Raw genomic sequence first — 11,533 nt, forward strand, 5'->3', positions numbered from 1 at the left:
TCCCGCATAACAGTCGGCAGATTTTCTCAATCTTGTTTGATGTAATAAGGGTAATCGCGCGCTAATACTTATGATCTTCTGGTCTTACCGCGTTCTTCGTGACATTATGTTTTGAATTACCGTAGCATTATAAAAATAACGGTGGTGGCAAGATGGGTGACCCGAAGCAGGTTGACGTGCTGGGGATGACGACAGGGATCGTCTCGTCCTTCGTTTCCAACAATACAGTTCCAGCATCCGACCTGCCCGGTCTGATCCGGTCCGTACATGACGCGATCTTGTCGTTGTCCGAGGAAGATTCGAACAATGCCGAAGCCCTCTCGCCCGCGGTTCCGATTTCGAAATCCATTACACCGGACTTCCTGATCTGCCTGGAAGATGGCAGGAAGCTCAAAATGCTGCGCCGTTACCTGCGGTCCCGCTATTCCATGACACCGGAGGAATATCGGGAACGGTGGAACCTACCGGCCGATTACCCGATGGTCGCACCGAATTATGCCAAACTGCGCTCAAAGCACGCGAAGAACATCGGTCTCGGCAAGAAAAAGAAATAGGCGCCCAAAGGCGCCTATTCCGTTTGAATTCAGATGGCTCAACGTCGATCAGGCGGCCTTGTCGAGGCCCAGCTGCTTCCAGACGGCAAGGATCGCTTCGACCAGTTCGTCCATCATGACGGCGTCGTGCACCGGGCTCGGCGTAAAACGCAGGCGCTCGGTGCCACGCGGTACGGTCGGGTAATTGATCGGCTGAACATAGATGCCGAAATCGAACAGCAACGTGTCGGACAGGGCCTTGCACCGCTCCGGATCGCCCACGAGCAGTGGGACGATGTGCGACGGAGATTCCATCACCGGCAGGCCCGCATCGCGGAATTTCTGCTTCAGCTCTGCGGCCTTGGCCTGATGGATGGCGCGCAGTTTGCGGCCTTCATCGGAGCGCAGCTTCTGGATGCTGGCCAACGCTCCTGCCGCCATGACCGGGCAAGTTGACGTGCTGAAGATGAAGCCGGACGCCATCGAACGGATGGCATCGATCACGGTCGCCTTGGAAGCGATGTAACCGCCCATCACGCCATAACCTTTGGCGAGCGTACCCTCGATAATGTCGATCCGATCGGACAGACCGAGCATTTCGGCAACGCCAGCGCCCTGGCTGCCGTAAAGGCCGACAGCATGCACTTCGTCCAGATAGGTCAGCGCATTGAACTCATCTGCCAGGTCACAGATTTCCTTCATGCGGCCGAAATCGCCATCCATGGAGTAGACGCTTTCGAAAGCGATCACTTTCGGACGGTCCGGATCGTCGTTTTCAAGCAGGGCGCGCAGGTGGTCCACATCATTATGGCGGAACACCCGGTAATCGGCGCCCGAACGGCGGATCCCCTCGATCATCGAAGCATGGTTGAGCTGATCGGAATAGATGATCAGGTCTTTCATGATCTTGCCGAGCGTTGACAGGGTCGCGTCATTGGACACGTAGCCGGACGTGAACAGCAACGCTGCTTCCTTCTGGTGCAGGTCCGCCAGCTCCCGCTCCAGATCGACGTGGAACCGCGTCGTACCGGAAATGTTGCGCGTACCGCCTGAGCCGGCACCAAAGCTGTCGATCGCTTCGTGCATCGCCTGGATGACATCATCATCCTGACCCATGCCGAGATAGTCATTTGAACACCAGATGGTGACTTCGCGCTCACCATCCTCGAACCGGGCGGTGGCCTTTGGGAAACGCCCCTTGTGGCGCTGCAGGTCAATAAAGACCCTGTAGCGTCCCTCGGAATGAATGGTGCCGAGGGCATCCTCAAAGGCCTTCAGGTGTTTCATCTGCTTATCCCTTATAAGCTCTGGGAAGTTTACTTAGACGCTTCGGTCGCGACATTTAATGGGCTGATAGCGCTTTCGCCGTTTTTGTCGCATCCGGGACACTACTTAGGAGTCGTAGCCTGGATATTCGCGGTCCAGTTTCCGAAGAAGTGCAGGCCAGACAAGCTTTTCGGTCAGCATGGACATGCCATTGCTGTTTTCAGTCATGCCGCCCTGCCCGGCCACTTTGTCCTGAAGGCCGTCATCACATTCCAGCACGCCATCACGGCCCGCGGACAGCGCCATGATCTGCATCTTGCAGGCGCGCTCGAGGAAGAACATGCGCGTAAACGTGATTGCTGCGGTTTCACCGCAGGTAAGCGTGCCGTGATTGCGCAGGATCATGGAGTGCTTCTTCGGGCCGAGATCGGCCACCAGGCGTTCTCGCTCGTCGAGATCAAGCGCGATGCCTTCATAGTCGTGATAGGCAACGTCTTCCCGTACAGCGAGTGCTGTCTGGCTGATCGGCAGCAGGCCCTCTTTCTGGGCCGAAACGGCGACGCCCTGGTCCGTATGCACGTGCATCACGACTTTCGCGTCGTCACGTGCGGCATGCACAGCGGAATGGATCGTGAAGCCCGCCGGATTGATCATGGACTCGGTCTCCTGGACGACGTTTCCATCTAGATCGACCTTCACAAGAGACGATGCTGTGATTTCTTCGAAGAAATAGCCATATGGATTGATAAGGAAGTGATGATCAGGCCCCGGCACGCGGTGGGAGATGTGGGTGAAGATCATATCGTCCCAGCCATACATCGCAGTCAGGCGGTAAAGTGCCGCGAGATCCACCCGCGCCTGCCATTCCTCAGCGCTCACTGAACCACGAATATCGGCTGTCTGGTTGCCATCGGCCATGTCTCTGCTCCCTTTGTTCTGCGGCCGCAACTTATCCCAAAAGCCTCAACTTCGCCACTCCAAAGCTGACGCCTCCGTCACAGTTGAAAGACCACGTGTAAAGCGACGCCTTGACGCCGCTGCGGAACCTCAACCACATGGGCGCGATGAGTACACTCAGATTTGCCTTTTTCGCTTCCAAGCGCCCAGAAGCCCAGTCTGCCCTGCCCACGCTCGTCCAGCGCTACGGACAGCACAGCGAGGCTGATGCCGACGTGATTGTCGCGCTGGGTGGGGATGGCGCGATGCTGGATTCGCTGCGCCGCCGCTTTGGGGATTCCAAACCCGTCTATGGGATGAACCGGGGCACAATCGGCTTCCTTATGAACGAATACAAGGAAGATGACCTGATTGAGCGCGTAAACGCGGCAGAACGGGCCCAGATCATACCGCTCAGCATGGTGGCAACGGATATCCACGGGCAGGAACATACGGCTCTTGCGATCAATGAAGTGTCGCTGTTCCGCGAAACGGCCCAGACGGCCCGCCTGCGCATCACGGTGGATGGCAAGGTTCGCATGGAGGAACTCTCCTGCGACGGCGTCATGGTTGCCACGCCTGCAGGCTCGACTGCCTACAATCTCTCGGCCCATGGCCCGATCCTACCGATTGGGGCGAACCTGCTGGCCCTCACCCCTGTTAGTGCATTCCGCCCCCGCCGCTGGCGCGGCGCGCTCCTTCGTCATGATGCAAAAGTCACGATCGAGGTCATCGCACCGGATCGCCGGCCGGTTGCCGGCGCCGCCGACAATCAGGAAGTTCGCGACATTGCAACCGTGCGGGTGGAAGCTGATCGCAGCAAACGGCTTACGATGCTTTTCGATCCCGGCCACGCCCTCGACGAGAGAATTCTCCGGGAGCAGTTCGGCTTCTGATTTCCTAGGACATTTTTAAGGCTTGGGCGGCTTATTGAGCGCTCAGGAGTGCCCAATGTTCAAGAATCTGCTGACCGCCCTGCCGACCCGGCGCAAATCGACAACTGCCACCACCGCCGAAGTCACCATCGACATCAGCCGCGTGATCAAACCATCCGAACCGGTCCAGGCCATCGAGACTTCAGATTCTTCAGAAGCATCCTTCGAGACGCACGATCCGAATCTCCTCGGGACCGAAATTCTCGGCAGTCTTGCCGAAGATGCCGTAGACTCGCTTTCCAGCCAGTTCGAAACATGGATGCGGGGAGATCTCGACGAGCTGGTCCGCGCATGGGGCGTGGCGCGTGAAACGGGCGCCACGTCGGAAGACTACCGCGCCGTCTTTACCGCGGCCCACAACATCAAGGGCGCCGCGAACTCGTACGGATATCCGGCCATTGCACGGCTTTGCGGGTCCCTGAGCCGCCTTCTTGGCGACACAAAGCCCGGTGAGAACGCCGCCCTCATCAATCTTCATGTTGAAGCCTGCCGTGCCGCCTTCAATTCGATTGGCCAGGGCAGCGATGGCCAGTCCATCGCCGATGCCGTCTGTGAAGCGCTTGAAGCGCGTGTGGCGTTGAAAATCGAAAGCGCCTGAGCGCTTCAGGCAGCCTCAGCCAGCAATTCCTCTGCGTCCAGGAACTCACGGATGATGTCTGCGGTTTCGGCAGCTCGGGACACCAGGAACAGGTGTCCGCCCCCTTCAATAACATGCAGGCGCGAGTTCGGCAGGCCCAGCTTCAGGATATGCCCGTTCGCCACCGGCACGATCGTATCTTCGTCACCCATGATGACCAGCGATGGCATCTTCAGGAAACGGATGAACGGCAGGCTGGACCAACCAACGAAAGCCAGAAGCTGGTAAAAGTATCCGCGCGGATGCGGCGGCAGCAGATTGTCAATGTGCCTGCCAACTTCTCCGTCTACGGCATCACCATACAATGAGCTAAAACTGTCACGCATGAATTCGGGATCGGTGTAACGCCGCGCGTCCACCATCTTGGACAGCGACTTCGGACGTCCCGGGACCATCGTCATGCCGGCGCTGGTCGCACACAGGATCAACTTGCCGACACGGTTGCGGTACTGGAAGGCGAACTGCTGGGCGAGCGCCCCACCCCACGACACGCCCATCACATCGACGGCATCGATATGGAACTGGTCCAGCAGCTTACGCGCCCAGCGGGCGAGCATCCACGGCCTGTAAGGCCATTGCGTCACCGGGCTCTTGCCGACACCCGGTACGTCGAACGTGATGATGTCGCGGTCCGGAAACATGTCGCCCAGACCTTGGGTCAGCTCGAGGTTTGCTCCAATACCATTGAAGAACAACAGCGGCAGGTTGTCGTTTGCCAGCTTTGCCGGCCAGAACGCTGTCCGCAGCTGAATGCCATCGACATCCTGCATCGTGATTTGTGGGCGTGGTTCCGGCATGCCTGACACTTTCTTTGTTTTTTCGCCCGGACTATTCGTCGAAGACATAACGGCCCGGTGCCGGGTAAAGAGGCTGGAAAGACTCGTTCCCGCAAGTCTTTGGCGCAGCTTTAACTGTACCCGAGCGCGCCTTTAGCCATTCGCCCCAGACGGGCCACCAACTACCGGCTTCTTCTGCCGCACCAGCGGCCCACTCATCCGCAGTCGGCGCAATTGTCGAGTTGCGGAACATTTTCGCCTTCGGGTTTCCAGGGGGATTAAGAAGCGATTGAATATGCCCGCTCGAAGACAGGATGAACTCAATATTCTTCGACCCTAGCAGTCCTGCCGTGCGGTAACAGGCCTTCCACGGCGTGATATGGTCCGTCAGCCCGGCAACAATGAAGGCATCCGCCTTCACCTTCGACATGTCCAACATGTGCCCGGCCACTTCGAATTCACCCGGATGATCGAATGGCTGATTCAGCCCCATATCCAGATAATCAGAATGCAGCTGTGCCGGGAGGTTGGTGGAATCATTGTTCCAGTAGAGTACGTCAAACGGTGCTGGATCTTCACCCATCAGATAATTGTTGACGACATAATTCCAGATCAGGTCGTTTGGTCGCATCCACGCGAACATGCGCGCGAGATCGTCGCCCTTCAGGATGCCCTTCTTCTTTGAATAAGCCCGCGCGATTTCGAGGCTGCCATCGGAAACGATCTGGCCAAGCTCGCTGTCTTCTTTCTGTGGATTCAGCACACAGACCATGAAGGTGATCGAATTGATTCGGTCATCACCCGCAGCGGCAAACAGGCTCGCGAGTGTCGCGGTCGTGATGCCGCCGGAACAGGCGCCTGAAACGTTGATCTTCTTCGACTTCGTCACCTGGCGGACGACTTCGCTCGCCTGGATCAGGCTATCGACATATTCCTGCATGCCCCAGTCGGCATTCTCGCGCTTCGGGTTTCGCCAGGACACAACAAATGTCTGTTGCTCCATGGCGAGCAGGAACTGGACCATGGACGTCGCCGGCGACAAGTCCATCGCATAATACTTGTTGATCTGAGGCGGAATGATCAGGATCGGCGTGCGGTGAACTTTCTCAGTTGTCGGCGCATACTGGATCAGCTCCAGCATCTCGTTCTTCCAAATCACCTGCCCTTCTGACACGGCGAGATTCTCGCCGACCTTGAAAGGCCGCTTGTCGACCTGGCTTGGCATGCCACCATTCTTCGTCAGGTCGCTATAGGCGTTCTTCAACCCCTTGAGCAGCGACAGCCCGCCGGAGTCGACCACACGCTTGGTGGCCGCCGGATTGCCGATCAGGGAGTTGGTCGGCGCCAGCGCGTCGGTGATCATACCCATGACGAACTTCGCCCGCGCATGCTCAAGTTCCGTCATCTTGAGATCGGCCACCCAGTCATTCAGGTGTTCCTGCGTCGCGAGATAAGCCTGCATGCCGCGCCGATAGAACGGGTTGTGCTCCCAGGCCGGATCGCGGAAGCGGCGGTCTTTCGGATCGGCCTTTCTCTGGGATTTGCCGAGCAGGATTGCGGCGTTTTCTTTCGCGATCTTCGAAGCGGATTTCGCGCTGGTAATCGGATTTGTCATCGTCGAGCGCAGCATCATCGCCACGGCGCCCAGCAATTCTTCCCGGTTGATCCCGCCCATGAGCGGGTTCAGCGCAAGCGTCGTCTCTGCTGCACTTCGGGCGATTTCATCCTTCGGCGTCGTCATCAGTCCCTCCCCGAGACTGCCAGAGAGCATGTATTCGCCGCCCGCTGGCTTTTGTTTATCTTTTTTCTCTTTCATTGGAGGAAAGAGTTACTTGTAAACTTTGAAAGAAAATTCGTTCCATAGTCAGAATTACGTGTCAAACTCCGTCTTCAAACCGATGAAGACACGCGATCGCATCCTCCATGTCAGCCTGCTTCTCTTCAATGAAGAAGGAGAGGCCCAGCAAACGGCTGTCGACATCTCGAATGCGCTGGGCATCAGCCCGGGCAATCTCTACTACCATTTCAAGGGCAAGGACGCGATCATCCGGGCCTTGTTCGATGCCTTCGAGGAAGAGATGCGGGTCATCCTGCGCGGCTCCCGCGGACGGGTCACTTCGATTGAGGACAACTGGGTCTATCTCTACATCATCCTTGAAGAAATCTACGATTTTCGTTTCTTCTACCGCAACCTTGGCGTCCTGCTGGACCGGTATCCGGACCTTGCCAGCCGTTTCAGGTCTCTGGTTGCCGAGCAGCGCACCACGATCCACAATGTGCTGGCAGATCTGGGCAAGGCCGAAGTCCTGACTATCGACCCCCGACTAAGCGACGCCCTGACCGACCAGATCATGATGTCACTGACATTCTGGCTGGAAGCCGATGCGATGAACCGGTGCAACCTTGAAGGCGCAGCCCTGATCCACAAGACCGTGTTCCAGGTCATGTGCCTGATCGTGCCCTACATGGGCGAAAATGGTTTCGATGCCCTCTCACGCATGATCTCGCACTATGAAGCGAACAAGAAGTAGCTGCAGGCGACACTTCAGCCGCCTGCCTGACTATTCTGCTATTACTTCTTCGCCAGCGCTTTGGCCTGCTTCACCCACTCATCGCGGATCACGCGGCCACGGGCACCGATCTTCGCGTCCAGCGCTTCAGCTTCGGCTTTCTTCATGGCGGCCAGCTGGGCAAAGCTGTAGATGCCTGCATCGTTCAGCTTTGTCACCATCGCCGGGCCAACGCCAGTGATCTGCGAAAGATCGTCAGAAGCTTCCGGCGCAGCCACGGCGGCCTTCATGGCCTTGGAGGTCTTGTCGGCAGCCTTCTTCGCCGTCTTGGCTATGTCTGCACCGGTTTCACCGGCTACAGCTTCGATCTCGGCTGAAAGGCGCGCGATACGGGCCTTCAGGTCGACCTTGCTCAAGCGGTCTTTCGACTTGGCGACCGTCTCGGCCACTTCGTCTTCGAGCTTCTCGATCTTCGATGCGATTTTCGAGGTGCGTTCGCTCATCTGCTTCACGCCCAGCAGGTCGCGCATGCGCTCCATGCGTGCTTCGAACCGATCATAGGCTTCAGCCTGGAACTGGCGGGCCGCAGCGTTTGCTTTTGCAACGGACTTGGTCGCCTTGGTAACGCGTTCGTCGTCTGCGAAGCGGGCTTTCACGTCAGTCTCGATCTTTTCACCGCGCTTCACCAACTCTTCGAAGAGTTCGGTCGATTGCTTGTTGAACGTATTCGCGTTCGCAAGCGCGGTGTCATAGGCCTTGCCATAGGCGCCAACGCCGGCAAGCCAGATTTTGTGAGCCATCTCGGCCGATTGTGCCTCAATGGCCTTGCCGACCTGCTCCGCCTTTACGCGAGCGTCGGATTTCTTTGCCTTCTTGGCTTTCGCTTTTTTGTCTTTAGCCATGGGAAATTCTCCTGATGGGTTTGTCCATGGCGCCAAAGATAAGGAAAAAGTCTAGAATCCGCATACTAATCGCCATTGCCCTTGATTGGCGTGGCGCTGCGTCTCTATGAATGCCCCATCAGAAAGAGAGGATTTCAACATGAGCGCAGTCGACTACACCGTGGATGGCCAGACCTATGAAGGTTACTTTCTTGCCCCCGAAGGCAAGACGAACCTGCCTGTCGTGGCGATCGCGCATGCCTGGGGCGGTCTTGGGGACAATGAGATCCAGAAAGCGGGCCGCGTCGTCAACGAACTTGGCTATGCCGCGTTCGCGATGGACGTTTATGGAAAGGGCAAGCGCGGCACGACCGTCGAGGAAAACCAGGCCCTGATGAACCCGCTGGTCGGCAATCGCGCCGAGCTGCAGAAGCGCCTCGCAGGCGGCCTTGCCGCAGCAAAAGCACAGCCGGGCGTGGACGCTTCCAAAGCTGCCGCCATCGGTTTCTGCTTCGGCGGCCTGTGCGTGCTTGATATGGCCCGTGCCGGCATGGATCTGCTGGGTGTCGCCTCGTTCCACGGTCTGTTCAACCCGGCAGACAACATTCCCTCACCGAAGATCAGCACCAAGGTCCTGATCGAACATGGCTGGCTGGACCCAATGGCTCCGCCGGCGGACGTACTGGCCATTGCAAAGGAAATGAGCGACGCTGGTGCCGACTGGCAAATGCATGCCCACGGCCAGTCTTATCACGCCTTCACAACCCTGGGCGCTAACAACATGGACATGGGCACGGTTTACAATGCCGATGCGGACCGGCGCAGCTTCGCCAGCCTCAAACTCTTTCTGGAAGAACTCTTCTAGTCAGCCCGGAGCGCATAGCCGGCAGAGCGGACAGTCCGTATCGGATCGTCACCCCCGCTCTGCCGGAGCGCCTTGCGCAGGCGCCCCACATGCACGTCCACTGTGCGCAGCTCGACATAGACGTCAGAGCCCCACACCGTATCGAGCAGCTGCTCGCGCGAGAACACCCGCCCCGGATGCTGCATGAAATAGTCGAGCAGCCGGAATTCCGTCGGTCCGAGATGGATATCGCTTCCATTGCGCATGACCCGGTGCTCGACACGGTCAATCTCAATATCGCCCACCACCACTTTGTCATCCCGCAACCCCGGACGGATCCGGCGCAGGACAGCACGCACGCGCGCCATCAGCTCAGTGGTTGAAAACGGCTTGGTTACGTAATCGTCCGCACCCGTATCAAGACCGCGGATGCGGTCGCTTTCCTCGCCGCGCGCTGTTAGCATGATGATCGGAAGGTTCGGGTTCACCCCGCCGCTGCGCACCCGGCGGCAGACCTCGATGCCGCTGACTTTTGGCAGCATCCAGTCGAGCAATAGCAGGTCAGGCGCCCGCTCTTCCATCATCAGCAAGGCCTCTTCGCCATCATGGGCAATGGCGACCTCATAATCCTCGCGCTTCAGATTGTATTGAAGCAGTTCCGAGACAGCGCTCTCGTCTTCTGCGATCAGCACGTAAGGTTTCATGTCATACTCCTGGCAAACACCGTTCGGGTGCTTAAAGTTTCGGGCGGTCCTGCTGCACCAGGTTTTCACCCGTGATCTGGAAGAAGACGAATTCGGCGATATTGGTACAGTGATCGCCGATCCGCTCAAGATTTTTCGCCATGAACAGCATATGCGCCCCATCGCTGATCGAACGCGGGTCTTCGATCATGTAGGTCAGCATCTCGCGGAACAGGGCGTTGTAGTGCTGGTCAATTTCATCGTCTGTTTCCCAGACAGCCTTTGCTTCAGCTGCATTACCGGATGCATAGGCGTTCAGCACTTGGTGCAATTGTCGCGATACCGGCCCCGCCATCCGGGCAACGCCGCTGCGCATGGCAGGAAAAACCGCTGCGTCCAGATTCAACGCGCGCTTGCCGATATTCTTGGACAGGTCGCCGATCCGCTCAAGTTCGCCGGAAACTTTCAGCGCCGCGAAGACAGAGCGCAGATCGTGCGCCATGGGCTGTCGCCGCGCGATCAGGCTGACAATCTGGCGCTCGACTTCAGCCTCCATCCGGTCGACCTGCGGATCACGCTCGATGACGTCGGCTGCGAGTTCCAGATCATTGTGAAGAACGGCCCGGCAGGAATCGACGATCATCTCCTCAACGATTCCGCCCATGCGTAGAATGTCTGCAGACAGACGTTCTAGTTCTTCGGTAAAGGCTGATACAATATGGTCTGACATGGCGTCTTATCCGAAACGTCCCGTGATATAGTCTTCAGTCCGGCGATCACGGGGACTTGTGAAAATCTGGTCTGTGTCACCCACTTCCACCAGGGCGCCGAGATGGAAGAAGGCCGTACGCTGAGAAACGCGCGCAGCCTGCTGCATGGAATGGGTCACGATGATGATGCAATAGCGCTTGCGCAAATCGTCGATCAGCTCCTCGATGCGCGCCGTCGCGATCGGGTCGAGCGCGGAGCATGGCTCGTCCATAAGGATAACTTCAGGCCGCACGGCAATCGCGCGGGCAATACAGAGCCGCTGCTGCTGGCCGCCGGAAAGGCTGGTCCCGGCAAGATTGAGTCGGTCCTTCACTTCTTCCCAGAGACCCGCACGGCGGAGGCTCTTCTCCACGATCTCGTCCATATCCTCGCGGCCTTGAGCAAGACCATGGATACGGGGACCATAAGCGATATTCTCATAGATCGACTTCGGGAATGGGTTCGGCTTCTGGAACACCATGCCGACACGGGAACGCAACAGGACCGGATCGATGACCGGAGAGTTGATATCCTTCCCCTCCATCATGATCTCGCCTTCCACGCGGCAGCCTTCGATTGTGTCATTCATCCGGTTCAGGCACCGAAGGAAAGTGGACTTGCCGCAACCAGACGGCCCGATCAGCGCCGTGACAGACCGGTCGGCAATCTGGAGCGAGACATCGTAGATCGCCTGCTTCTCTCCGTAGAAGACATTGATGTTCCGGCACGACATGCGCACGGAGGTCTCCGGCGCGTCCGGCAGGACACCCTTCTCCATCGTC

At 57.9% G+C, this 11,533-nt stretch carries 13 protein-coding genes; 5 read left to right on the forward strand and 8 right to left on the reverse strand.

The window, feature by feature from the left end:
• Window positions 1-152: 152 nt before the first annotated feature.
• Window positions 153-554 carry a MucR family transcriptional regulator gene (locus HY17_RS07020; RefSeq protein WP_034764943.1) on the forward strand — a complete coding sequence of 134 codons (402 nt, stop codon included), beginning with the start codon at window positions 153-155 and terminating at the stop codon, window positions 552-554.
• 48 nt (window positions 555-602) lie between these two features.
• On the opposite strand, the gene hemA is transcribed toward HY17_RS07020, so the two are convergent.
• Both hemA and HY17_RS07030 read right to left on the reverse strand, forming a co-directional pair.
• Complete coding sequence (gene hemA / locus HY17_RS07025) at window positions 603-1,820, reverse strand: 5-aminolevulinate synthase (protein WP_034764948.1); 1,218 nt, start codon at window positions 1,818-1,820, stop codon at window positions 603-605.
• 105 nt (window positions 1,821-1,925) lie between these two features.
• Window positions 1,926-2,717 (reverse strand): class II aldolase/adducin family protein, encoded by a 792-nt coding sequence (locus tag HY17_RS07030; RefSeq protein ID WP_034764957.1) that lies wholly within the window; start codon window positions 2,715-2,717, stop codon window positions 1,926-1,928.
• Window positions 2,718-2,863: 146 nt separating this feature from the next.
• On the opposite strand from HY17_RS07030, the gene HY17_RS07035 reads away from it, so the two are divergent.
• On the forward strand, window positions 2,864-3,631 hold the full coding sequence (locus HY17_RS07035; protein WP_081813032.1) for an NAD kinase: 768 nt from the start codon (window positions 2,864-2,866) through the stop codon (window positions 3,629-3,631).
• A gap of 55 nt (window positions 3,632-3,686) precedes the next feature.
• On the forward strand, window positions 3,687-4,268 hold the full coding sequence (locus tag HY17_RS07040; protein ID WP_034764960.1) for an Hpt domain-containing protein: 582 nt from the start codon (window positions 3,687-3,689) through the stop codon (window positions 4,266-4,268).
• A gap of 5 nt (window positions 4,269-4,273) precedes the next feature.
• Here HY17_RS07040 and HY17_RS07045 read toward each other — a convergent pair whose 3' ends face one another.
• On the reverse strand, window positions 4,274-5,104 hold the full coding sequence (locus HY17_RS07045; protein ID WP_034764963.1) for an alpha/beta fold hydrolase: 831 nt from the start codon (window positions 5,102-5,104) through the stop codon (window positions 4,274-4,276).
• A gap of 31 nt (window positions 5,105-5,135) precedes the next feature.
• Window positions 5,136-6,824 (reverse strand): alpha/beta fold hydrolase, encoded by a 1,689-nt coding sequence (locus HY17_RS07050; RefSeq protein WP_034765156.1) that lies wholly within the window; start codon window positions 6,822-6,824, stop codon window positions 5,136-5,138.
• 133 nt (window positions 6,825-6,957) lie between these two features.
• On the opposite strand from HY17_RS07050, the gene HY17_RS07055 reads away from it, so the two are divergent.
• On the forward strand, window positions 6,958-7,614 hold the full coding sequence (locus tag HY17_RS07055) for a TetR/AcrR family transcriptional regulator (RefSeq protein WP_139068763.1): 657 nt from the start codon (window positions 6,958-6,960) through the stop codon (window positions 7,612-7,614).
• 41 nt (window positions 7,615-7,655) lie between these two features.
• Here HY17_RS07055 and HY17_RS19295 read toward each other — a convergent pair whose 3' ends face one another.
• Window positions 7,656-8,495, reverse strand: a complete 840-nt coding sequence (locus HY17_RS19295; RefSeq protein ID WP_051599801.1) for a phasin family protein — start codon at window positions 8,493-8,495, stop codon at window positions 7,656-7,658.
• Window positions 8,496-8,634: 139 nt separating this feature from the next.
• Here HY17_RS19295 and HY17_RS07065 point away from each other — a divergent pair, with 139 nt between their 5' ends.
• On the forward strand, window positions 8,635-9,339 hold the full coding sequence (locus HY17_RS07065; protein ID WP_034764966.1) for a dienelactone hydrolase family protein: 705 nt from the start codon (window positions 8,635-8,637) through the stop codon (window positions 9,337-9,339).
• Here HY17_RS07065 and phoB read toward each other — a convergent pair.
• The 3 genes from phoB to pstB are packed head-to-tail and all read right to left on the reverse strand — an operon-like array spanning window position 9,336 to window position 11,529.
• Window positions 9,336-10,022 (reverse strand): phosphate regulon transcriptional regulator PhoB, encoded by a 687-nt coding sequence (gene phoB, locus HY17_RS07070; protein ID WP_034764970.1) that lies wholly within the window; start codon window positions 10,020-10,022, stop codon window positions 9,336-9,338. The two genes, HY17_RS07065 and phoB, sit on opposite strands and share 4 nt — an antisense overlap.
• 31 nt (window positions 10,023-10,053) lie before the next feature.
• Window positions 10,054-10,731, reverse strand: a complete 678-nt coding sequence (gene phoU, locus HY17_RS07075; RefSeq protein ID WP_034764972.1) for a phosphate signaling complex protein PhoU — start codon at window positions 10,729-10,731, stop codon at window positions 10,054-10,056.
• A 6-nt stretch (window positions 10,732-10,737) separates the two neighbouring features.
• A complete protein-coding gene (pstB, locus tag HY17_RS07080; protein ID WP_197020245.1) occupies window positions 10,738-11,529 on the reverse strand; it encodes a phosphate ABC transporter ATP-binding protein PstB in 792 nt (263 codons plus the stop codon).
• Window positions 11,530-11,533 lie beyond the last annotated feature (4 nt).

The sequence above is a fragment of the Hyphomonas sp. CY54-11-8 genome (assembly GCF_000682735.1).
GTDB lineage: Bacteria > Pseudomonadota > Alphaproteobacteria > Caulobacterales > Hyphomonadaceae > Hyphomonas.